Source organism: Massilia niastensis DSM 21313 (genome assembly GCF_000382345.1).
GTDB classification, from domain to species: Bacteria; Pseudomonadota; Gammaproteobacteria; order Burkholderiales; family Burkholderiaceae_D; genus Telluria; species Telluria niastensis.
In genome coordinates this window covers 18037-40456 of sequence record NZ_KB908127.1, presented here as the reverse complement: position 1 = coordinate 40456, position 22420 = coordinate 18037, and the positions used below count along the sequence as shown (strand labels likewise).

The following is a 22420-nucleotide window of genomic DNA, read 5'->3' as shown; positions in this document are numbered from 1 at the left end:
TGGCGCCGCACGCAGTTCATCTCGCCGATGCTGGCCCCCGAGGCCAGCAGGGCGCGGTTGACGGCCTGCTTGTCCTCGAGGCTGATGCCGGGCAGCGGCAGCGGCAGCAGCGACGAGCCGCCGCCCGAAATCAGGCACAGCACCGTGTCGTCCGCCGTGAGGCCGCCGACCAGCCCGAGCATGCGCCTGGCCGCGTCCTCCCCGGCCCGGTCGGGGACCGGGTGCGCCGCCTCGACGATCTCGATGCGTTCGCACGGCACCGCATAGCCGTAGCGCGTCACCACCAGGCCTTCTAGCTTGCCCGGCCAGTTGTTCTCGACTGCCCGCGCCATTTCGGCGGAAGCCTTGCCTGCTCCCACGACGATCAGGCGGCCGGCGGGCGGCGCGGGCAGGTGCGGAGGGATGCACAACGCCGGCTGCGCAGCTGCGATGGCGGTCCTGAACAGCACTTCGAGCAGCTTCCGTTCGCGCCCGGGGTGTGCAGCGACGCTGCTGGCGGGCTGGCTGCCCCTGGAGGAAGCCGGCGCGACCGGCGCCGGCAGTGGTTCACTCTTACTTGACGATCTCATGCGGCCTCCCGAAAGGAGTGCCGATCATGCAGGAGAAGTGGCGTAAATGGAATTTCCGATTATTCCACCAGCTTTTCCGAATGAGCAAGGCTCAACTCGCATGCGCCTGGCGCAAGTGGTCCAGGAGCTTGGCCGCCTCCGGCACGAGGGAAGCCCGCGAGTTCACTCCCAGCCACAGCGAGCGGTGGGCCCATGGGTCGGTCAGGCGAATGGCGCGCAGGCCGGTGATTTCTGCGCGGACGGCGCCCTCGGGTAACACGCCGATCCCCAGCCCGGCTTCGATCATGCGGCAAATGGCGTCGAAGCTGCTGACCTGTATGCGCAGGCGCAGGGCTTTTTCAAGCGCGGCAGCCGCATCGTTCAATCGTTGCAGGAGGGAACTACCTTGATTGAGGCCGACGAAATCGTACTCCAGCGCCTCGCCGAAGCCGATCTCCGCCGCCCCGGCCAGGGGATGATCGGAGGGGACCAGCAGCACGAGGCGATCGTGTCTGTACAAGTATTTTTCCAGTCCCTGCGAAGGGACATTGTCGGCAAAAATACCCAGGTCCGCCTCCCCGGCGGCGACCGCTGCGATCACCTGCTCGCTCAACTTTTCCTCAAGGCTGATGCGGATAAGTGGTTGCTCCCGGACAAACACCGCCAGGTCCCGCGGAAGGAACTGGGTGATGGAAGAGGTATTCGCCCAGACCCGTACATGGCCACGCACGCCGATGGCGAAATCGCCCATGGCGTACGCCATCCGGTTGACGGAATCGAGCACCGCGCGCGCGTGCTGCACCAGTTCCCTCCCGGCCGGCGTCAGCTCCAGCCCGCGCGGATGCCGGACGAACAGGCTGCAGTCGGCCGTCCGCTCCAGTTCCGCAATGCGCTTGCTCAGCGCCGACAAGGTCATGTGGGATTTGTCGGCAGCCTTGGTCAGGCTACCGGTAAGCGCTACTTGCAGGAAAACACGTAGCGACTGGAGATCGAAGCGGCCAGGATTGATCACGCATGCACAAGGTAAGGGGTTGAAAAGCCGGGCCGGCCCGGAGTGCGCACGGCATCAGCTGCGAAGGCGGCGACCTCGCCACATCGTTTTTCCGAAATGGAAAGGGTACTTGAAGAATAACCGATTTTCAAAGCTCCCGGCCAGACCTACCATCGATTCCACAATGTGAACCACCTGAGGAGACAACGATGACGAAACCCCTGCGAGGCGTGCGGGTTATCGAGCTTGGGCAGCTGATCGCAGGCCCGTTTGCCGGGAAAATGCTGGCTGAGTTCGGCGCCGAAGTGATCAAGATCGAGCCGCCCGGTACCGGCGACCCGCTGCGCAAATGGCGCCTGCTGCACGAAGGCACCTCGGTCTGGTGGGCGGTACAGTCGCGCAACAAGCAATCCGTGTCGCTGGACCTGCGCACACCCGAAGGACAGGAAGTGATCCGCGCGCTGGTGAAGGAAAGCGATGTCCTGATCGAGAACTTCCGCCCTGGGACCATGGAAGCCTGGAACCTGGGTTGGGACGTGCTGCAGGAGATCAATCCGAAACTGGTGATGCTGCGCGTGTCCGGCTATGGACAGACCGGTCCGTACCGCGACCGGCCCGGTTTTGGCGTGGTGGGCGAGGCCATGGGCGGCTTGCGCCACCTGAGCGGCGAACCGGGACGCACGCCGGTGCGTGCCGGGGTGTCGATCGGCGACTCCCTCTCCGCCCTGCATGGCGTCATCGGCGTGCTGCTGGCATTGCGCCACCGCGACCAGCATGGCGGCCAGGGCCAGGTGATCGACGTGGCGCTGTATGAATCGGTGTTCAACATGATGGAAAGCCTGCTGCCGGAGTATTCCGTGTTCGGCACGGTGCGCCAGGCGGCCGGCAGCAGCCTGCCGGGCATCGCCCCGACCAACGCCTACCTGTGCGCGGACGGCAAATATGCGCTGATTGCCGGTAACGGCGACGGCATCTTCCGGCGCCTGATGGAAGTCATCCAGCGCTCCGACCTGCGCGACGACCCGGAACTGGCGCAGAACGATGGCCGGGTCAAGCACGTCGAGCGGCTGGATGCGGCCATCGGCGCCTGGGTGCGGCAGCGCACGCTGGACGAGGTACTGGACCAGCTGAACGAAGCGCGCATTCCCGCCGGCCGCATCTACGACATCGCCGATATCGCCGCCGATCCGCATTACCAGGCGCGCGACATGATCCTCGACACCCGGCTCCCCGACGGTACGCCGGTCCAGGTGCCCGGCATCGTTCCGAAGCTGAGCGCAACGCCCGGCGAGGTGCTGCGCCCGGCGCCCGCCCTGGGCGAACATACCGACGCGGTGCTGGACAACATCGGCATCGACTCCACCACCCGCCGCGCCTGGCGCGAGCGCGGCATCATCTAAGCGGAGAAACATCATGAGCAGGAAACGTTTATTCATCCAGGAAGTCGCCACCCGTGACGGCTTCCAGAACGAAGCGGTCTTCATCGAGACCGCGGCCAAGATCGCCCTGGTGAACCAGCTGAGCGAGTGCGGCTATGCCAAGATCGAAGTGACCTCGTTCACCTCGCCCAAGGCGATTCCGGCGCTGAAGGATGCCGAAGCCGTCATGCACCAGATCGTGCGCAAGGAAGGCGTCATCTACACCGTCCTGGTGCCGAACGTGCGCGGCGCCGAGCGCGCCCTGTCGTGCAAGGTGGACGAAGTGAACCTGGTGATGTCGGTCAGCGAGTCACATAACCGCCGCAACCTGCGCATGAGCCGTGAAGAGTCGTTTGCGCAACTAAGTGAAGTGATCCAGGTCGTCAGGCAGTCGCCGGTTGCCATCAACGTCTCGCTGTCGACCGCGATGGGTTGCCCGATGGAGGGGGATGTCCCGGAGACCGAGGTGCTGGACTGGATGCAGCGTTTCGCCGACCTCGGCGTACACGGCGTCACCTTGTGCGATACCACCGGCATGGCCTACCCGTCGCAGGTCGAGCAGCTGGGCAGGCGTGCCCGCGAGCGCTTCGGGGCGCTGGAACTGACCCTGCACTTCCACAATACGCGCGGCCTGGCGCTGGCCAACACGCTGGCCGCCCTGGCCGCCGGGATCGACCGCTTCGATTCTTCCCTGGGCGGGCTGGGCGGCTGCCCGTATGCGCCCGGCGCCACCGGCAACGTCTGCACCGAGGAGCTGGTCCATATGCTGGAACTGGAGGGCTACGACACCGGCGTGGACCTGCAAGGCATCCTGGCCGCCGCCGCGCAGTTGCCCGGCCTGATCGGCCACGACGTCCCCAGCCAGTTGCTCAAGGCCGGACGCCGCCTCGACCTGCATGGGATGCCGGACTGCGGCGCCGCCATGCCGGAACAACGCGCATTCGCCTGAGGACGAGCGGCCATGATCTCCCACCTCGACCACCTGGTGCTGACCTGCACCGACATCGACGCGACGAAGCATTTCTACACGCATGTCATGGGCATGCGGCTGGAGACCTTCGGCGCCGGCCGCATCGCTTTCCGCTTCGGCAACCAGAAGATCAACCTGCACCAGCGCGGCGCCGAATTCGAGCCGAAGGCTCACTTGCCGGTACCGGGTGCGCTGGACCTGTGCTTCATCGCCTCGGTGCCGCTGGACGAGGTGATTCGTCACCTGGGCGACAGCGGCTGGCCCATCAAGGAAGGACCGGTCGAGCGCACCGGGGCCACCGGCAGGATCCGGTCGATCTACATCCGCGATCCTGACCTGAACCTCATCGAGATCTCGGAAATGATCGACTGACCAGCGCCACACCAACATCATAAAATCAGGAGACAATCGCTTGGACACACTGACTCACACCGCCATGCCCATGCCGGCGGCGGCGCGCAACACGAAGTGGTATCGGCACCTGTACGTGCAGGTCCTGATCGCCGTCGCCCTGGGCATCCTGCTTGGCCATTACTCCCCGGAGCTCGCCACGGCCATGAAGCCGCTGGGCGACAATTTCCTGACGCTGATCAAGCTGATGGTCGCCCCGCTGATCTTCTGCACCGTGGTGCACGGCATCGCCAGCATGAGCGACATCAAGGCAGTCGGACGCATCGGCGCGAAATCACTCATCTACTTCGAGGTGATGACCACCCTGGCGCTGATCCTGGGCCTGGTGATGGTCAATCTGCTCAAGCCGGGCGTCGGCATGCACATCGATCCATCGACGCTGGACGCTTCTGCGATTTCCTCCTACACCAAGGCGGCGCACGACCAGAGCGTGGTGGGCTTCCTGTCCCACATCATTCCGAAGACGGTGTTCGGCGCCTTCGCCGACGGCGACCTGCTGCAAGTGCTGTTCATCTCCATCATCATGGCCTTCGGCCTGCAAATGCTGGGCGAACGCGGCAAGCCGCTGCTGAATGTGATCGACGTGACCGCGCACACCTTCTTCAACATGGTGCGCATCGTCATGTACCTGTCGCCGGTCGGCGCCTTCGGTGCGATCGCCTTCACCATCGGGAAGTACGGCGTGTCCTCGCTGGCCGCGTATGGCCAGCTGCTCGGCACCTACTACCTCACGGCGGTGCTGTTCGTGGTGCTGGTCCTGGGGACCACCTGCAGGCTGGCCGGCTTCAGCCTCTGGAAATTCCTGCGCTATATCCGCGAAGAGCTGCTGGTGGTGCTGGGCACCTCGTCGTCGGAGTCGGTGCTGCCGCGCATGATGGCCAAGCTGGAAAGGCTGGGCTGCAACAAGTCCGCCGTTGGCCTGGTCATCCCGGCCGGCTACTCCTTCAACCTGGACGGCAGCTGCATCAACATGACCGTGCTGGCGATCTTCATCGCCCAGGCCACCGACACCTACCTGTCGCTGGGACAGCAGGTCACCTTGCTGCTGATCCTGCTGCTGACCTCGAAAGGCGCGGCGAGCGTCAGTGGCGGCGCCTTCATCGTACTGGCCGCAACCCTGGGTTCGATGCCGGGCTTCCCGGTGGCCGGCCTGGTGCTGGTGCTCGGCGTCTACCGCTTCATTTCCGAGGGCGGCGCACTGGTCAACGTGATCGGCAACGGGGTCGCCACCATCGTCATCTCGAAGTGGGACAAGCAGTTCGACGACGCCACCTTCAGGCGCGAGCTGTCCCGCCCCGTGTGATTCAACCATCATTTCCAGACTGAGGAGAACTGAATGAAAGTCGTATTCCTGGATGCAGCCACGCTGCCCACTACCTTGCGCTTCCAGAACCCGGCGGTCGAGTACAGCGCGTACTCGTCGACGGCGCAGGCAGCGGTCATCGACCGGATCCGCGACGCGACGGTCGTCATCACCAACAAGGTCCGTCTCGGCGCCGAGGAGCTGCGCGCCGCCAGACAACTGCGCCTGGTCGCGGTAGCCGCCGCCGGCACCGACAACATCGACCAGGACACCGCGGCGCAATTGGGTATCCGGGTCGCCAATGTGCCCGATTACGGCTCGGACTCGGTGGCGGAGCATGTGATCGCCACCCTGTTCGCCCTGCGGCGCCACATCGTCACCTACGCCAGCGCGGCCCTCGACGGGCGCTGGACGGCATCGGAGCACTTCTGCTGGAACGGCCCGCGCATCCGCGACGTCGGCGGCAGCCTGTTCGGCGTGGTTGGCCGGGGCCGGATCGGCGAGGCGGCGGCGCGGCTGGCGCGCGGACTGGGCATGGAAGTGTTCTTTGCCCAGACCCCCGGCAAGCCCTGCCGCGGCGATGAACTGCCCCTGGACCAACTGCTGGCGCGCGCCGATGTGCTGACCCTGCACGTGCCCCTGACTCCCGACACGCGCGGCATGATCGGGAAGGAATCGCTGGCGCGGATGAAGCGCGACGCCGTCATCATCAACACCGGCCGGGGCGCGCTGGTCGATGCACCGGCGCTCGTGAGCGCCCTGCATGAAGGCCTCATCGCCGGCGCCGCCATCGATGTGCTGGACGTGGAGCCGCCACCGGCGGACCACCCGCTGCTGGCCGGCGGCGTGCCGAACCTGCTGGTGACGCCGCACGTCGCCTGGGCCAGCGAGAACGCACAGGCGCGCCTGGCGAGCAAACTCGAGCAGCTGGTGGAGAAGGAACTGTAGTACCGGCAGTGAGGCTGGTGCGTTCGTACGGCGCGCCGCAAGACACGACAACATGATTGGATGAGCGAGGAGACACCATGAAAACCACACCATTTCGACTGCTGCACACCTGCACACTCTTCACGCTGGGGATGGCCGTTGCAGCAGGCAGCGCACAGGCTCAGAACGGGTCCTACCCAACCCAGGCGGTCACACTCATCGTGTCATCGGCGCCGGGCGGCACCACCGACCTTGCCGCGCGCATGATTGCCGATCCGCTTTCGAAAGCCCTGGGAAAACCGGTCGTCGTCGACAACCGCCCGGGCGGTTCCGGCGCCATTGCGGCGTCGGCAATCAAGCGGGCAACTCCGGACGGGCATACCTTGCTGGTCCAGTACTCGGGGTACCAGGTCATTACCCCGCATCTGATGAAGGGATCCTTCGACCCGATCAAGGATTTCTCGCCGGTCGCCAACCTCATCGTTGCCCCTCAGGTCATCGTTGTCCGCCCGGATCTCCCGATCAAGACACTGCCTGAATTGATCAGCTATGCGAAGGCCCATCCCGGGAAATTGAACTACGCATCGTCGGGGAATGGTTCGCTCCAGCACGTTACCGGGGAAATGCTCAAGCGGCTCACCGGCATTGCAATCACCCACGTTCCCTATAAAGGCACCGGGCCGGCCATCACGGATTTGCTAAGCGGCAATGTTGACATGACTTTCACGACCGCGCCTCCCCTGCTTGGCCATATCAAGACCGGAAAGCTCCGTGCCATTGCCGTCACAGGCAGTGTCCCGTTGCCCAGCCTGCCCAATGTGCCGACCACCGCGACCATCAAGGGCTTCGGGACGCTCGACGTCAGCTCATGGTTCGCCGTGTATGCGCCCAAGGGAACGCCGCAGCCCGTCATCGACAGGCTGACTACCGAGATCAGCAGGATCATGCAAACGGCGGACTTCAAGAGCAAGGCGGAGGCCCAGGGCGCGTATGCGGTCTACATGAACTCCCAGGAACTGGCTGCCTATACCGATCGGGAATTGCAGAGCTGGGGCAAGTCCGTCAGGGACTTGAAGATCACCGCGGAGTGAGCGCGGTCCTGCACCTCGAAAGCGGGCTTCCTTGCGGAAGCCTGCTTTCCGTCCGCCGATGCTAAGGATCGCTGCGAACATGCACCGTGACCGGCCCGATCAGTCCCGACGGCCGGAGCGGCGCACCAGCGGAGTAGGTCGGCGCGGCGGTGAAGCTCACCTTCTTGATCCCGGCCTGCGCGTCGCCGATCAGGCGGTTGACCCAGAGGTTCGCGACCCGCACTTCCACGACGTTGGCGCCCTTGGCGACCAGCGCGCCTATATCGACCTCATACGGCTGCTTCCAGGCGATCCCGGCCACCTTGCCGTTGACCGACACTTCCGCGACATCGCCCACCTGGCCGAGATCGAGCTTCAGCGAAGCGCCTGGCGCGACGCCGGCCGGCAGGGTGAACTCGCTCCGATAGGTCGCGCTTCCCGAGAAGTATCTGACCGACGGATCGGCGCTGCTCGTCAGCGATCCCAGGGTATCGCTCTTGACAGGCGCGGGCGCGGCCAGTCCCTCGAAGCGGATGTTCCAGTCGCGCTCCAGGGTCGCGACCTTCGACCAGGTCGGCGCCTTCACCGTGACGGCCGGCGCGGCGGCCGGCCGCCGGAACACCACGAAGACGGATTCGTTCGCCGCCAGCGTGAGCGGAACCACGGTCCTGTTTCCGTCGCGACGGTAGCTCGCAGCCTCGATCTTCCCGGTGTCGGCATGCCACAAGTCCGCGGCCTTGCCGCGCACGTTGAAGCGCGCATCCGTCGTGACCGGGGCCTTGCCCCTGTTGGTGACGAAGTAGAGGTCTCCGTCGCCCAGGCGGCGATGGACGAACAGTAATGGCGTGTCGCCCGCCGCAGCGAATTCGGCATCGGGTTCCTGGCCGACCGCACCCAGTACCGATTCGACCTCGCCACCATTCACCACCTTGCCCTTCCCGACCCTGGTCTCGGCAGCGCCGCTCCACATGCGCTTGACCAGTGCGGTGAACTGCGCCGGATCGTCAGCCAGTCCGGGCGAAGCGACCGGCGCCTTGCCGACGATGGTCGCGCCATCGGCGGCCAGGGCATGCAGCCGGCGCAGCGTGGCCAGGGTCATGCGCTGGCTCGAACCGCCCAGATAGAGCACGCGATAACGCGCCCCGCTCTTCGCGACCAGATCGCCGTCCTTGACCGACAGCCTGTTCAGCAGGACGTCGGTGTTGACGAAGTCGTAGGCGTAGCGGCGCGGCGCGTCACTGGGCTGCCCTTCCTTGTACAGGGTGACCAGGGGCGCCTCCTCGCCGTAGAAATAGGCGACGTCGGCGTAGAAGCGGCCCTGCTGCAGCAGGTAGGCGCTGCGGGCGATATAGTCCACCCAGGGGCGCGCCATGTCGGCCCAGGTCTCGTTGCGGTTGAAGTACTGGCCAAAGATCGCCAGCGACAGGCCGGGCTTGCGGGCATCGTCCAGGGGCTGGTGGACCGAGGTGTGAATGACCGGAAGGTTGACGCCACTGGCGAATTCCATGTCGATCATCGGACGCAGGTCGGCGGGCGAGAAGGCCCAGGGCGACATCGCGCTGGTCAGGGATTCGGCCGCGACCAGGTTCTGGCCGTAGATGTGCGACACCGAGGCCGCCCCCCGCATGTCCGCGATCGCGGTCGGATTCGGGCCGTGTTCCGGGCGATAGGTCCACATCGCCGCCATCGGAACATCCGCATGGCTGCGCATCGCCATGTCGTCGCCCAGCGTCACGCGTGCGCTTTCCAGGGCCTCGCCATAGATCTTGATGCCCTTCTCGCGGCTGACTTTCGCCAGGGTGCCATAGTGCTCGCTCGCCATCAGCTCGGCCAGTGTGCGCCGGTAGTCGTAGAGGAAGGCGTCGGTGCGGGCGCGGGTGCCGATGATCACGCCCGTCAGCGCGGGCAACCATGGCCGCGCATCATAGCCGCGCAAGCGCTTGAACTGTTCCAGCAGCCGCGGAGTCCAGTTGGCCGCGCCCACCTCGGTACTGTCGGTCACCATGGCGCGGACGCCGCGGGCGCCGATCAGGTCCTTGCCGACGGCGGCCTGGTATTTCCCGAGGTAGGTTTCGAGATAGGCGCGCACTGCCTTGCCGTCGAACTTGTCGACTTCCAGGCCGGTGGCCTCCGGCGTCGCCGGATGGTTTTCCGTACCGGTCAGCGAATAGCCGATGCGCACGATGTTCCACTTGCCCGGGGGCGGCGTCCAGGCGAGGGTGCCGTCGCGCGCCACCTTGCCCGTCAAATCGATGACGGACGACGGCGCGATGCCGGCTTCGCCCGGATTGACGCCGGCGTCGAGCGCGTAATAGTCGTCGACGGTCGCGAAGCCCGCCTTGGCCTCGAACTGGTTGACCTTCGGCTGCGCCGACAGGGTCAGCTGGCTCAGGCGCAAGGGCTTCGGTTTCCCCATCGAGGCGAACGGTCCCGGGTCGGCACCGGCGACCGGCAGGAAGGTCGGCTTGAGGACCGGAGGATTCGCGGTCACGACGACCCGGAAGTGTGCGGCGGTCACAGGCGCAAAGCCGGCGGTGGCAGGCACCAGCGACAGTGGCAGGTCTGCGACCTTGCGCCAGGTTTTTCCATCCGAACTCGCTTCCAGGGTCGGCGTATAGGCTGCCCTGTCGAAGATCGAGGTGACACCGGGGAAGAAGATCGTGGCGGAGCGTATGGTGTGCGGCTCGGGATAATCCAGGGCGATCACGACGGACTGTTCGGCCGCCGGCGGCGCGAATTCCACGATGTCGCTTTCGTCCAGTGTGCTCAGGCCACGCGCATCCACGGCCTGGTCTCCCACGCGGATGGACGGTAATGGCAAAGGCTCGACCGGCGCCGGATAGGCATAGACGGCGATGTTCTCGCCGAACTGGGCGAGCGTCCTGGGGTCCGGACGCTTTCCGATGATGTCGGGCAGGACGAAGACCTCCTGGAACGGCCCCGTGGTCCGCGGCACTTGCGGCAACTTCAGCGTGAGCGGCTTGCCCCCGTCCACGACCGCTGTGCTCCACACCAGCTTTTTCATGCCGTCCCTGGGCGGAACCCAGGGGCCGCCGGTCTCGCTCCACCCCGGTGACGCGGCAATGCCGAATTCCAGGCCCTTCTGCTCGGCCAGCTGCGCCGAAAACTTGAAGGCATCCGACCACTCGGGGTCCATATAGACCAGGCGCTTCTCGACCAGTAGAGGCGTCATCATCTGCGCGTCGAAATTCTGCAATCCGCCCAGGCCGGAACGCGCCATCCACTCGAGGTCCTTCTGGATGCCGTCCTTGGTGACGTTCCCGTTCATCCAGTGCCACCAGACGCGCGGCCGCGCGCTCTGCGGTGGATTGGCGAATCCGCTTGCGACCGGATCGGGCGCGGCTGCCCATGCCGGCAGCGCTGTCGATGCTGCCAGCCAGGGGGCGGTCATGAGTAAGATGGCGAGACGAAGGGTGCGATCGCTTGCGCGCATGGGTGTTCCTCTTGGATTGTCGATGTTCATATCTCTACAGTACCACCGCCACCCATGCGCATTCCCGATATCGGCATGGGTGGCGGCGTGGGCCGGCCTCAGTAACGCAGTTCCAGCGTCACCCCGGCGTGGCGGCCGGCGCCTTCATACGTGGCCCAGTTCAGGGTGCCGCCCGGCGCGGCGAACGGCAAGCCGATCACGGCCGCATGGAAACGCTTGTCGAGGGCGTTGCGGACATACACGCCGAGACGCCAGCGGTCGTCCGCGCCCGCGTAGTGCGCCGCCAGGTTCAGCACGCCGTAGGCGTCCTGCGAGTTGGCCGGCACGCCGACCTGGTAGCTGGTCCTGGAGCGGTAGTTGTAGTTGACCGACGCGTCGAACAGGCCGGCGCCGATCTCGGTGCTGTAGTCCAGGCCCAGCACCGCGGTCAGCTTCGGCGCACCCGGCACCTGCTCGCCTGCCGCCTGGAAGAACAGCGGGCGTCCGCCCACGACGGCGCCGCTGCAGATCGATGCATCGGCGGCGCCGGGGCATGCGGTCAGGTAGTCGGTGAACTTGGCATCGGCATAGGTGGCAGAGGCGCGCAGGCGCAACTGGCTGTTGAGGCGCGCGGTCAGGTCCAGTTCGACGCCGCGGGTGCGGGCGCCGCCCGCGTTCTCGGTCAGGAATTCGGTGCCGTCGAAGACCGCGGTCTGCAGGTCGGTGTACTTGTCGTGGAAGATGCTGCCGTTCAGGGTGACCCAGCGGTCCAGGAACTGCGCCTTGAAGCCCAGCGTCACGTCGCGCACCTTCTGCGGCTTGACATCGGTACGGGTGCTGGTCAGGCCCGAGAATGCCACCGTCGGGCCGAGGAAGCCGGTGGCCGCGGTGCCGTACACCAGGAAATCCTTGTCCAGCCGGTGTTCGAGGCCGAGCCGGCCCGAGGTGCCGGTCTTGGACACGTCGCCGGTGCGCAGTGCCAGCGGCGTGTAGGGTGCGGCCGGCGCCGGGAAGTTGGGATCCCTCACCGAAAAGTTGCTGGCCTCGACTTCGTCGCGGTTGACGCGCACGCCGAACAGCGCCTTGGTATCGCCGCTCGCAGTCAGGCGCACCTTGCCGTCGGCGAACAGCGCGTTGCTGACCGATTCGGTGTTGGAGGTGGCGATGCCGTTGTTGAGGGCGACGTGGACCGGCGCGAAGGGCAGCGCCGGACGCAGGTAGGCCCAGGATTCCGTTTCGGTCGGCTGCCTGTAGTAATAGTAGCCGGCGACGTATTCCAGCGCGCCGCCCTTGGGCGAAGTGACGCGCAGCTCCTGCGTGGTCTGCGTCTTGTCGGTCAGGGTGGTGCCGCGGAAGATGTCGTACGGCGTGCCGTCGATCGAGAACGCGGTATCGGTCTTGTCGGTGCGGTAGGCGCTGATCGAGGTCAGCGTGTAGCCGCCCAGCTGGTAATTCAGTTCCAGCGACACGCCGCTGCGCTTGAAACGCACATGGCCGGGGGCATCCTCGAACGAGACCAGGTTGTCGCCGCCAAGCACGGCACTGGACGGCACCACATCGCCCAGCGGCCCGCCCCTGAACGGGTAGCCGGAGGTGATCGCGGGAGGCGGATTGCGCAGGGTCCAGGTCTGGCCCGGGCCTTTCTGGTCGTTCTTCGAATAGTCGGCGATCAGCAGCGCATCGAAATTGCTTGATGGCTTGAACAGCAGCTTGCCGCGGAAGCCCTTCTGGGTCTGGCCGCCCCAGGTCTCGTTGCGGCTCACGTTGTCGATGAAGCCGTCGTACTTGCGGTGATAGGCCGACAGGCGCGTCGCAACTGTCTGGCCAAGCGGAATGTTGAGCGTGGTGCGCACTTCGCTTTCGTTGTCGCTGCCATAGGACAGGAAGGTATCGCCCTTGATCCGGTCGAAGGACGGGCGCGGGGTGGTGATCGACACCACGCCGCTCGAGGCGTTCTTGCCGAACTGGGTGCCCTGCGGGCCTTTCAGCACCTCGACCCGTTCGATGTCGCCCAGGCTGTCCACGCCGGGCCCGAGGCCGAACACCACGTTGTCCACCACCACGCCGACCGGCGTCTCGGCCGCGCTCGAGAAACCGCCCATCTGGCCGGCGCCGCGGATGCGGAAGCCCGCGTCGTTCGGGCTGCTGCCGAAGCTGATGCCCGACATCGCACTGCCCAGTTCCGTCACGCTCTTGACGCCGCTGTTGCCGAGTTGCTCGGCGCTGACCGCGGTGACCGACAGCGGCACGTCCTGCAGGCGCTCCGAACGGCGCGAGGCGGTGATCACGACCTCCTGCATCTTCTCCTTGCGCGCCGCCGGTTTGGCGCTCTCCGGTGCGCTGTCAGCCGGTGCGGCTTCCTGCGCCAGCAGCGTGGCCGGCAGCGACGCCAGGCCCACCGACAGCAGCATGACATTCAGGGTCTTGAGCTTGCATGTCATTCCTGTCTCCCTAACTATTATTGTGGGAGTAACCATACTGAAACAGGGATGCCGCGAGAAAGCCGAAATCTCGATATCTGCTATTAGCTATCCTGATACATCGGCGATGTCGGGAGCGCAGAAAGCGGAAGATTCACGCCCCTTTTCAGAGTGAAAGCGGCTGAGTTTTCGCGCCTTTGCCGACGCTGTCGACGGGTTCACTCCCGCTCGCGAAGGCGGGCCGCGAAGCTCAAATAATCAGTTTCGTGAGTGGAGGTGACGCGTTTTGACGCGTCGGCGCAGGACTCGGGAATACTGCCTGTCACCGGGTCTGTTCGCATTGTCGAGATGTGCAGACATTAAGTCACGAACAAGGGATTCATACCAATCATCAGTTCCGATCCCCGGGTATCAGGAATTCCGGCTCCTCCACTTGGCGCAAATGCAATACAGTCGGCTTCCATCGTCAACCCGGCAGGGAAAGCCTGCGAGACGCGGGGCTTGATGAAGGTGGGCCGCGGTCTTTTGTATCCCGGGCGCGCATGCCCTTCGCGCACCCAGCGACTATTCGATTGGAGAAGTCAGTGTTCAGAAAATGTATCGCCATGCTGGTTGCGGCGCTGGCCGTGTCGTCGTCGCCGTCGAGCGCCGCGCCCTTGCCGCGACTCACGGAGACCGGCTCGACCAGGCAGCTCCATGTCGACGGCAAGCCGTTCCTGATGCTGGCCGGCGAATTGCACAATTCCAGTGCGTCCTCGGAAGCCTACATGGCCCCGATCTGGCCGAAACTGAAGGCGATGCACCTGAATACGGTGGTCAGCACGGTCAGCTGGGACATGGTCGAGCCCAGTGAAGGCGGCTTCGATTTCCGCTCGCTCGACAGCCAGGTGGCCGCCGCCCGCGCCAATGGCCTGCGCCTGGTCGTGATCTGGTTCGGCGCCTTCAAGAACGCGCGTTCGACCTATGCGCCGGGATGGATCCGGGCCGACCAGGCGCGTTTCCCGCGCGCCCTGCTGCGCCCGACCAAGCCGCAACGCTTCACCTACCCCGGGGCGATGCCCAATCCTGTGCTGTCGCCGTTTTCGGTCGCGCTCCAGGATGCGGAACGCAAGGCGTTCTCCGCCCTGCTGCGCCATCTGAAGAAGACCGACCCGGAGCACACCGTCATCATGCTTCAGGTCGACAACGAGATCGGCCTGCTCGGCGACAGCCGTGATCGTTCCGCGCTGGCGCAGCAGCACTGGGATGCGCAGGTACCCGCCGAGCTGATGGCCCACCTGACGCGCCATCGCGCCACCCTGCGGCCCGAACTGGCCGCGCTGTGGGGCCGGCAGCAATACCGCCAGCAGGGAAGCTGGGCCGAGGTCTTCGGCACCGACTGGCAGGCCGAAGAAGTGTTCATGGCCTGGGCCTACGGCCGCTTCATCAACGCCGTGGCACGGGATGCCGCGCAAATCCTGCCCTTGCCCCTGTATGTCAACGCCTGGCTGGGCCCCCAGCCGGGCCAGCCCGAGGCGGGCGACTATCCCAGTGGCGGGCCGGTGCCGCGCGTGGCGGACATCTGGAAAGCCGCCGCGCCGCCGATCGCCTTCCTGGCGCCCGACATCTACATCGACGATGTCAAGGGGACGCTGGCGAATTTCGACCGCGCCGACAACCCGATCTTCATCCCGGAAGCGCGCTTCCAGACCGGCAACGCCTTCTGGGCCATCGGCCGCCACAAGGCGCTGGGCTTTTCCGTGTTCGGCGTCGAGGATGGCTTCGCGGGCAACCAGCTGTCGCAGGCCTACGCCGCGCTGGGCTCGATGTCGTCGCTGATCACCGCCGCGCAGGCGAGCGACCGGGTGCGCGCGGTGCTGCTCGACGACGCAAGGCCCGTGACGGAACGCCTGGCCGGCTACGAGATCACGGTTCGCGGCACCGCCGCGACCACCGCCAAGATGCTGCTCGACGCAGGCATTCCGATTCCGCCGAAGGGCGCCACCGCGGTGGCGGAAACCGTCAACGCCGCCCATGGCCCGTCATTCTCGGACACCCGTCCGTTCGGCCTGGTCCTGGCCGGCAAGCCGGGCGAGTTCTTCCTGGTCGGGCATGACTTCACTGCGGATTTCTCCAGGGACGGCAAGCTGGCTGAGGTGGATTTCACCGAGGAAGGCCGGTTTGTCCGGGGAAGCTGGGTACCGGGTCGGCGCCTGAACGGCGACCAGCGCCTGGGCTTGCTTCCGCTGAACAAGATCAGCATCGTCCGCATCCAGCTGCTGGAGAAAGCCCGATGAAGATCGTCCTGGCCACGGCCCGCGTCCTTGCCGCACTGGCCCTGCCGGCCCTGCCGCTCGCGCCGCAGGCAGCCGCTCCGGAAACGCCCGCCGCGATATTCAAGGGACCATGGGCGGGGCCGTCGGTGATGAAGCTGCCCGGCAAGGGCCCCGCCCCGGGCCAATCGATCGAGGACTATTTCCTCAACCTGGAGACCGGCCCACGGTCTCCTTCCGTCAGGCGCGTGCTCGTGCTCGGCGGGGCGCGCAAGTTCCAGCATGATTCGATCTCCACCGCCATGGCCGGCGTGCATCGCTGGGGGCAGGACAACGGCTTGTGGGAAGCGGAGCTGCGCACCGACTTCACGCTCGTGTCTCCCGCCGGCGGCGGTCCCATGAATGCAGGCTTCCAGCCCAAGGGGCTGGGCGACTTCGACGCCGTCGTGGTTGCCAGCGCGGATGGCGACTGGCAGCTGTCGCCAGTCCAGAAGAAAGCCTTGCTGGACTTCGTCCGCGCGGGAAAAGGACTGGTCGTCATGCACGGCGGCCTGGACGCCAATCATGACTGGCCCGACTACATCGACATGGTCGGCGCGGAACAGGTCGGCCATCCGTTCAATACGCTGGAGCAGCCGGTCTACCCCTTCCCGCTCGTGACCGAGAACACGGCCTTCCCGGCCACGGCGTTCTTCCCGGCCCGCTTCGTCAAGCAGGACGAGTTGTACACGGTGCGCAACTGGTCGCGCCAGGACGTCGATGTGCTGCTGCGCATCGACGAATCGGCGGTCCCGGTGGCCGGCAAGGGAGACGAGCTGCCGCCCGACCACGACATGCCCGTCGCCTGGATCAAGTCATATGGCAAGGGCCGGGTGTTCGCATCGACGCTCGGGCATACCCGCGAAGCCTACCGGGACCCGGAGATCGTCCGGATGTACACCGAAGCCATCAAGTGGGCGCTCGGGCTGAGCGGCGGCCCGTTTCCGAGGCCGCACCCGCGCAAGTGATCGAAGTGCACCGGGGAATGCGCGGGGCCTGGACGCTCACCCCCGGAGGACGATCTGTTTCCCGCATCGTGCGCTGTCGGTCCCGGCTTCGATGAGATCCATCACCTCGCAGGCCGAAGCTGCGCTCACCGGGACGGGTCGGCTCAGCAGGATCGCATCGCGCATCTCCGCATAGTAGCGGCCATAGGCCCCGGAGCAGGTGGGATGCCGCGCTTCGATCAGCCCCTGTCCGGCGCGCAGTGTCAGCAAGCCTTCGCTCGGGTCATCGGCCCAGCCCTCTCCCTGGACTGTTCCAGCAAGCAGCGCCGCTTCCTGCAAGTCCAGGCCATGCTTGACGTAACTGCCTTCGGTGCCGTGGATGGTGAATCTCGGCGCCGCTTGGGCGGTGAGTGCGCTGGCGTGCAAGATGGCCCGCATGCCGCCATATTTGAGTACGGCATGAAACCAGTCGTCGGCCAGCGCTGCGTCGCGCTGCTGCGCGACGTCCAGCCAGATCGCGTCCGGCTTTCCAAACAGCTGCAAGGCCTGGTCAAGCAGATGCGGACCAAGGTCGTACCACAATCCCGCGCCCGCGGCCGCCGATTCGCGCCACCGGGTCCGGACAACCGGCCGGTAGCGGTCGAAGTGGGATTCGAAGTGCACCACACGGCCAAGCCGGCCTTCGGCAATCAAGTCCCTGACGGTCAGGAAATCGCCATCCCAGCGTCGGTTATGGAAGACCGATAGCCGGAGCGACTTTCGTTCGGCGAGTGCGGTCAGCTCCCGCGCCTGCGCCGCATCGAGGACGAATGGCTTGTCCACCACCACGTGCTTGCCGGCCTCGAGCGCCTCGCGGGCAAGTGGAAAATGCGTATCGTTGGGAGTGGCGATGACGACCAGGTCGATATCCGGCCGCTCGTACATGGCGGTCGGGGTGGCATGGATCTCGGCCTCCGGCACAGCCTGGCGTACCCGGTCTGGCGCGCTGCTTGCGACGGCGGCCAGGCACAGGCCGGGCGTCGCCCTGATCAGGGGTGCGTGAAACGTCGCCGACGCATACCCAAACCCGACAACGCCGACCTTGAGGCCTGGTGCGCGTTCCGGACATTCCTTGCTTGAATCCATCTGGACTACTGCCATGTTGTTCTTCCTCGTACCTGGGGACTCCATGTTACTGCGACGAGCGCCGCGCAGCGGTGATTGTGTATGATGACAGCAAGGCGATGGTCGACCGCCTGGAGAAGGCAAGCAGGCGGCCGCCCCTTTCAAGGAACGGATGGGATCCCATGCAAGACGCGCTCTTCCCCGGTTTTCGCAGCATTTCCGCCAAGGTCGACCAGGACGTGAACATCCATGCCATCGTCGGCGGCGAGGGACCGCCGCTGCTCCTGCTGCACGGGCATCCGCAGACCCACGCGATCTGGCACAAGGTGGCGCCCGCGCTCAGCGAACGGTTCACGGTCGTCGCCTGCGACCTGCGCGGCTACGGCGATTCCTCCAAGCCGGCCGGCACCGCCGACCACGGCAACTACAGCAAGCGCACCATGGCGAACGACGCGCTGCAGGTGATGCGGCAGCTGGGCTTCGCACGCTTCGGCGTCCTGGCCCATGACCGCGGGGCGCGGGTGGCGCACCGCCTGGCGGCGGACCATCCCGAGGCCGTGGAGCGCGCCGTGCTGCTGGATATCGCGCCCACGCTCGCCATGTACGAGCAGACCGGCGACGCCTTCGCGCGCGCCTACTGGCACTGGTTCTTCCTGATCCAGCCCGGGCCGCTGCCGGAACGCCTGATCGGCGCCGACCCGGCGGCCTATGTGCGCGACGTGATGGGCAGCCGCAGCGCCGGCCTCGCGCCCTTCGACCCGCGCGCGCTGGCCGAGTACCAGCGCTGCCTCGCCCTCCCCGGCGCCGCGCACGGCATCTGCGAGGACTACCGCGCCGCCGCCGGCATCGATCTCGACCACGACCGCGCCGACCGCGACGCCGGCCGCCGCCTGGCGACGCCGCTGCTGGTCTTGTGGGGCGAACGCGGCGTGGTGCACCGCTGCTTCGACCCGCTGCTGGAATGGCGCACACTGGCCGAGCGCGTCGACGGCAAGACGCTGCCTTGCGGACACTACATCCCCGAAGAGGCGCCGGAAGCATTGCTGGCCAGTGCATTGCCTTTCCTGGCTGGAACATAATCAATGTATCCCGGTGGTCACAGGGTTTGCTGCTTCGCAAACCCTGTGCCGTTCAATTGAAACGCGCTTGGTGTTGACGAGCAGTTCGCGTAGAGTCTTGCAAACCTGAATCAGACGAGGTCGCCATGCAAGCAACGGATTGGAATGTTTTCGGAACGTTCGGGGTCCAGGCCCTGAAGAACATGGACCGCAGCCGCCAGGCCCGCGGGAAGATGCTGGACCGCGCCGGCTACGGGCCGCAAGAGACTCCCTCGACCATCCTCCACGCCGAGCCCGGGCTCAACCTGCGCCGCTACGGACCGGAGCAGACCGAAGGCCCGGCGGTGCTGATCGTGCCGGCGCCGATCAAGCGCTCCTACATCTGGGACCTCGCTCCCGAGGTCAGCGTGGTGCGGCGCTGGCTCGAGCGCGGATACCGGGTGTACCAGGCGGAATGGGTGCCTTTGAGCGGCGACGAGCAGGACTTCGGCCTGGACGACTACGGCGATCGGCTGCTGGCCGTGTGCCAGCGCGTGATCGAGGAAGACGGCGCGCAAGGGAAGCTGGTGGTCGCCGGCCATTCGCTCGGCGGCCTGCTGGCCGCGATCTACAGCTGCCTGCACCCGGAGCGGCTGCGCGCGACGGTGCTGCTCGAAGCGCCCCTGCATTTCGAGCCGGCGTCGTGCTGCTTCACCCCGCTGGTCAGGGCCACCTCCGACGCGCGCCAGCTCGCCGCCAGCTTCCAGCAGGTGCCCGGCGTCTTCCTCAGCCTGATGAGCGTCCTGGCCGAGCCGCACGCCTTCCAGTGGGAGCGCATCATGGACCGCTACCTGTCGCTGGGCGATCCGCAGGCGCTGGCGACGCACATGCGCGTGGAACGCTGGACCCATGACGAATTCCCCCTGCCGGCCCGGCTGTTCGCCGAGATCATCGAGTCGCTGTACCGCGACGACCAGTTCATGCAAGGCAGGCTGGAGATCAAGGGGCGCAGTATCGGTCCGCGCGACCTGCGCACGCCGCTGCTCGGCGTCGTCGACCCGCGCAGCAAGGTCATCCCGGTGCAATCGGTCGAACCCTTCATCGAAGCCACGGCCAGCGAGCGCAAGCTGGTGCTGCACTACCAGGGCGATGTCGGCGTGAATCTCCAGCACGTCGGCGTGCTGGTCGGCCGCAATGCCCACGCGACGATCTGGCCCGCGATCTTCGACTGGCTGGAGGCCGCGGAGCGCTAGCAGGAGGCGGTGCGCAGGGAAACCGGCGGAGGCGCGCGCCCGCGACCAGGCGGGGTCTTCATCGTCAGCGCCTGCAACCGGCCGATGTCGAGCAATTCCACGTCGCGCTTGTCGAGCGCGATCAGGCCTTCGTCGCGAAAGCGCGCCAGCAGGCGGCTGACGCTTTCCAGCGTCAGTCCCAGGTGCTCGCTGATGTCGGCACGCGACATGTGCAGGCGGAAGCGCCGCGGCGACAGCCCGCGCCGGGCATAGCGCGCGGAGAGGTCCAGCAGCAGGCTGGCCAGGCGTTCGATGCCCTGCATGCCCGCGAATGCCATCGCGGACTGGTCGCGCACGATCTCGCGGCTCATGGCGCGATGAAAATGCAGCATCAGCTCGGGCATGTCCAGCAGCGCCGCTTGCAGGCGCGCGAAGGAGATTTCGCACACCTCGCTGTCCTCCAGTGCGACCGCGGTGCTCGAATGCCGGCCCGTGCAGATGGCTTCCATTCCCATCAGGTCGCCGGCCATGTGGAAGCCGGTGATATAGGAGTGGCCGCGATGGTCGCGCCGCGATGTCTTGAGATGGCCGAAGCGCACCGCGTACAGGGTGCAAAAGGCTTCGCCGCGCCTGAACAGCACCTCGTCGCGCGCGACCCTCCGCGCGCAGCCCAGGATGCCCATGAGCCGATCGACCTCGCCGTCATGCATGTCCATGGGCAGACACAGGTTACGTACTGCGCAACGGGAACATCTGGTCGGCGCCGGACGCGGCACTTCCAGGGTTCTGCACTGGAAAGACGTGTTGTTGGCCATGGGCTCCTCGCACAAGCGGCTGTCGGAGATCGTCGCCAATCCAGTATCTGGCAAAGGACCAGGCGCAGCAAGGCATGCACGCCGGTTTGCACGACAGTTTTCCCGCGCTTTCCGGTTTTTCGCGATTAACCACTAAGATTCAGTCACTTAGCATATATCGACAGGCTGTCTCAATCATCCCACAATGTCTTGTCACGGGGAATCGCCCATTCCTCGCGATTCTCATCGCCGGGATCGTCGCGCGGCCAGGCAGCCGACCTGAGCGGCCTGCGCCCGGACGGGCAGGCGTGCGCAAGACCTGGCGGGCGCGAACGTAGAATGGTCGCCAGATACCATCGGGGAGCGGCACATGAAGCGAACGGCACTGGTAGTGGGCATCACTGGAATCGGCGGCAATCATGTCGCGCGTGAATTGCTGGCGAACGGATGGGATGTCGTCGGCCTGTCGCGCCGGCCACCACAGGACTTGCCGTCGGTGCGGCATGTCGCCGCCGACCTGCTCGACCCGGCCGCACTCGCCTCCGCGCTGGCGCAGGTGGCGCCGACCCACGTCTTCATCACCACCTGGATGCGCCAGGACACCGAGGCCGGGAACATTCGCGTCAACGCCGCGCTGGTGCGCAACCTGCTCGACGCGCTGTCGCCCCGGAAGAGCGTGCGACACGTTGCGCTGGTGACCGGCCTGAAGCATTACCTGGGCCCCTTCGAGGCCTACGCGAGCTCGGGCACCCTGCCCGACACGCCGCTGCGCGAAAGCCAGCCCAGGCTGCCGCTGGAGAATTTCTACTATGCCCAGGAAGACGAGGTCCATGCCGCCGCCGAGCGCGACCGCTTCACCTGGACGGTACACCGGCCCCACACGGTCATCGGCCTGGCGGTCGGCAACGCGATGAACCTCGGCACCACGCTCGCCGTTTATGCGGCGATCTGCAGGGAGACCGGACGTCCATTCCAGTTCCCCGGCTCGGAGGCGCAGTGGAAGGGCCTGTCCGACGTCACCGATGCGCGCATGCTGGCCAGGCAGCTGGTGTGGGCGGCGGACACCGACGCCGCCCGCAACGAAGCCTTCAACATCGTCAACGGCGACGTGTTCCGCTGGAGCTGGCTGTGGCCGAAGCTGGCGGCATGGTTCGGCGTGCCGGCGTGCGGATACGGCGGGACGATGCAGCCGCTGGCGCCTGCGATGGCGAATGACCACGCGCTGTGGCGCGACATCGCCCTGCGTCATGGACTGGTCGAGCCTGACCTCGACCGCATGGCCTCGCCCTGGCACACGGATCTCGACCTGGGCCGGCCGCTCGAGGTGATGACCGACATGGCGAACAGCCGCCGGCTCGGCTTCAGCGCCTACCAGGCGACCGACGCGTCATTCTTCGACCTGTTCGCCCGCCTGCGCGCCGAGCGCTTGATTCCCTGAGCCGGACGGGCGCCCGGTCGCGCCTCGCTTCTTGCACTACAATGGCCGCCCGGCCGTGCATCCCCTTGCCACGGCAAACCGCAGCA

17 protein-coding genes are annotated in these 22420 nt (G+C 66.2%); 11 read left to right on the top strand and 6 right to left on the bottom strand.

All coding sequences use genetic code 11. The annotated features are described in order from the left end of the window. Positions 1-569: glycerate-2-kinase family protein (locus tag H162_RS0123440; RefSeq protein ID WP_156885772.1), on the bottom strand; the 569-nt coding region annotated here is incomplete at its 3' end. Between the two features lie 91 nt (positions 570-660). Beyond that, on the bottom strand, positions 661-1560 hold the full coding sequence (locus H162_RS0123435; RefSeq protein ID WP_020655925.1) for a LysR family transcriptional regulator: 900 nt from the start codon (positions 1558-1560) through the stop codon (positions 661-663). 188 nt (positions 1561-1748) lie between these two features. Here H162_RS0123435 and H162_RS0123430 point away from each other — a divergent pair, with 188 nt between their 5' ends. The 6 genes from H162_RS0123430 (at position 1749) to H162_RS0123405 (ending at position 7659) form a co-directional block, all read left to right on the top strand. Beyond that, positions 1749-2939 carry a CaiB/BaiF CoA transferase family protein gene (locus H162_RS0123430; RefSeq protein ID WP_026354992.1) on the top strand — a complete coding sequence of 397 codons (1191 nt, stop codon included), beginning with the start codon at positions 1749-1751 and terminating at the stop codon, positions 2937-2939. 13 nt (positions 2940-2952) lie between these two features. Further along, positions 2953-3906 (top strand): hydroxymethylglutaryl-CoA lyase, encoded by a 954-nt coding sequence (locus H162_RS0123425; protein WP_020655923.1) that lies wholly within the window; start codon positions 2953-2955, stop codon positions 3904-3906. A gap of 12 nt (positions 3907-3918) precedes the next feature. Beyond that, the gene (locus tag H162_RS0123420; RefSeq protein ID WP_020655922.1) at positions 3919-4299 is read left to right on the top strand and encodes a VOC family protein; all 381 of its coding nucleotides are present in this window, start codon (positions 3919-3921) and stop codon (positions 4297-4299) included. 64 nt (positions 4300-4363) lie between these two features. Next, positions 4364-5641 carry a dicarboxylate/amino acid:cation symporter gene (locus H162_RS0123415; RefSeq protein ID WP_020655921.1) on the top strand — a complete coding sequence of 426 codons (1278 nt, stop codon included), beginning with the start codon at positions 4364-4366 and terminating at the stop codon, positions 5639-5641. Positions 5642-5674: 33 nt separating this feature from the next. Continuing rightward, positions 5675-6589 carry an NAD(P)-dependent oxidoreductase gene (locus tag H162_RS31715; protein WP_020655920.1) on the top strand — a complete coding sequence of 305 codons (915 nt, stop codon included), beginning with the start codon at positions 5675-5677 and terminating at the stop codon, positions 6587-6589. Positions 6590-6666: 77 nt separating this feature from the next. Then, the gene (locus tag H162_RS0123405; protein WP_020655919.1) at positions 6667-7659 is read left to right on the top strand and encodes a Bug family tripartite tricarboxylate transporter substrate binding protein; all 993 of its coding nucleotides are present in this window, start codon (positions 6667-6669) and stop codon (positions 7657-7659) included. 61 nt (positions 7660-7720) lie between these two features. Here the strand turns inward: H162_RS0123405 and H162_RS0123400 are convergent, their stop codons facing one another. Together H162_RS0123400 and H162_RS0123395 are read right to left on the bottom strand one after the other, a co-directional pair. Continuing rightward, positions 7721-11092 (bottom strand): glycosyl hydrolase, encoded by a 3372-nt coding sequence (locus H162_RS0123400; RefSeq protein ID WP_026354990.1) that lies wholly within the window; start codon positions 11090-11092, stop codon positions 7721-7723. Between the two features lie 98 nt (positions 11093-11190). After that, positions 11191-13512: a TonB-dependent receptor gene (locus H162_RS0123395; protein WP_020655917.1), complete on the bottom strand. Its 2322-nt coding sequence runs from the start codon at positions 13510-13512 to the stop codon at positions 11191-11193. A 563-nt stretch (positions 13513-14075) separates the two neighbouring features. Here H162_RS0123395 and H162_RS0123390 point away from each other — a divergent pair. Further along, positions 14076-15767 (top strand): GH35 family beta-galactosidase, encoded by a 1692-nt coding sequence (locus H162_RS0123390; RefSeq protein ID WP_211223739.1) that lies wholly within the window; start codon positions 14076-14078, stop codon positions 15765-15767. Continuing rightward, positions 15764-16750 carry a ThuA domain-containing protein gene (locus tag H162_RS31710; protein WP_020655915.1) on the top strand — a complete coding sequence of 329 codons (987 nt, stop codon included), beginning with the start codon at positions 15764-15766 and terminating at the stop codon, positions 16748-16750. The genes H162_RS0123390 and H162_RS31710 overlap by 4 nt, the downstream gene beginning before the upstream one ends. Before the next feature lie 36 nt (positions 16751-16786). On the opposite strand, the gene H162_RS31705 is transcribed toward H162_RS31710, so the two are convergent. After that, the gene (locus tag H162_RS31705; protein WP_020655914.1) at positions 16787-17869 is read right to left on the bottom strand and encodes an oxidoreductase; all 1083 of its coding nucleotides are present in this window, start codon (positions 17867-17869) and stop codon (positions 16787-16789) included. Positions 17870-18015: 146 nt separating this feature from the next. Between H162_RS31705 and H162_RS0123375 the strand changes: the two genes are divergently transcribed. Together H162_RS0123375 and H162_RS0123370 are read left to right on the top strand one after the other, a co-directional pair. Beyond that, positions 18016-18912 (top strand): alpha/beta fold hydrolase, encoded by an 897-nt coding sequence (locus H162_RS0123375; RefSeq protein ID WP_020655913.1) that lies wholly within the window; start codon positions 18016-18018, stop codon positions 18910-18912. Between the two features lie 125 nt (positions 18913-19037). After that, the gene (locus H162_RS0123370) at positions 19038-20123 is read left to right on the top strand and encodes an alpha/beta fold hydrolase (protein WP_156885771.1); all 1086 of its coding nucleotides are present in this window, start codon (positions 19038-19040) and stop codon (positions 20121-20123) included. Here the strand turns inward: H162_RS0123370 and H162_RS31700 are convergent. Then, positions 20120-20818: a helix-turn-helix domain-containing protein gene (locus tag H162_RS31700; protein WP_020655911.1), complete on the bottom strand. Its 699-nt coding sequence runs from the start codon at positions 20816-20818 to the stop codon at positions 20120-20122. The genes H162_RS0123370 and H162_RS31700 overlap by 4 nt on opposite strands. A gap of 448 nt (positions 20819-21266) precedes the next feature. On the opposite strand from H162_RS31700, the gene H162_RS0123360 reads away from it, so the two are divergent. Continuing rightward, positions 21267-22334 (top strand): SDR family oxidoreductase, encoded by a 1068-nt coding sequence (locus tag H162_RS0123360; RefSeq protein ID WP_026354989.1) that lies wholly within the window; start codon positions 21267-21269, stop codon positions 22332-22334. Positions 22335-22420: the final 86 nt, after the last annotated feature.

What these genes read in the sequence shown, in the direction of transcription:
- H162_RS0123430 (WP_026354992.1), top strand. Translation starts at nt 1,749, where the DNA reads ATGACGAAACCCCTGCGAGGCGTGCGGGTTATCGAGCTTGGGCAGCTG.
- H162_RS0123425 (WP_020655923.1), top strand. Translation starts at nt 2,953, where the DNA reads ATGAGCAGGAAACGTTTATTCATCCAGGAAGTCGCCACCCGTGACGGC.
- H162_RS0123420 (WP_020655922.1), top strand. Translation starts at nt 3,919, where the DNA reads ATGATCTCCCACCTCGACCACCTGGTGCTGACCTGCACCGACATCGAC.
- H162_RS0123415 (WP_020655921.1), top strand. Translation starts at nt 4,364, where the DNA reads ATGCCCATGCCGGCGGCGGCGCGCAACACGAAGTGGTATCGGCACCTG.
- H162_RS31715 (WP_020655920.1), top strand. Translation starts at nt 5,675, where the DNA reads ATGAAAGTCGTATTCCTGGATGCAGCCACGCTGCCCACTACCTTGCGC.
- H162_RS0123405 (WP_020655919.1), top strand. Translation starts at nt 6,667, where the DNA reads ATGAAAACCACACCATTTCGACTGCTGCACACCTGCACACTCTTCACG.
- H162_RS0123400 (WP_026354990.1), bottom strand. Translation starts at nt 11,092, where the DNA reads ATGCGCGCAAGCGATCGCACCCTTCGTCTCGCCATCTTACTCATGACC.
- H162_RS0123395 (WP_020655917.1), bottom strand. Translation starts at nt 13,512, where the DNA reads ATGACATGCAAGCTCAAGACCCTGAATGTCATGCTGCTGTCGGTGGGC.
- H162_RS31710 (WP_020655915.1), top strand. Translation starts at nt 15,764, where the DNA reads ATGAAGATCGTCCTGGCCACGGCCCGCGTCCTTGCCGCACTGGCCCTG.
- H162_RS31705 (WP_020655914.1), bottom strand. Translation starts at nt 17,869, where the DNA reads ATGGCAGTAGTCCAGATGGATTCAAGCAAGGAATGTCCGGAACGCGCA.
- H162_RS0123375 (WP_020655913.1), top strand. Translation starts at nt 18,016, where the DNA reads ATGCAAGACGCGCTCTTCCCCGGTTTTCGCAGCATTTCCGCCAAGGTC.
- H162_RS0123370 (WP_156885771.1), top strand. Translation starts at nt 19,038, where the DNA reads ATGCAAGCAACGGATTGGAATGTTTTCGGAACGTTCGGGGTCCAGGCC.
- H162_RS31700 (WP_020655911.1), bottom strand. Translation starts at nt 20,818, where the DNA reads ATGGACATGCATGACGGCGAGGTCGATCGGCTCATGGGCATCCTGGGC.
- H162_RS0123360 (WP_026354989.1), top strand. Translation starts at nt 21,267, where the DNA reads ATGAAGCGAACGGCACTGGTAGTGGGCATCACTGGAATCGGCGGCAAT.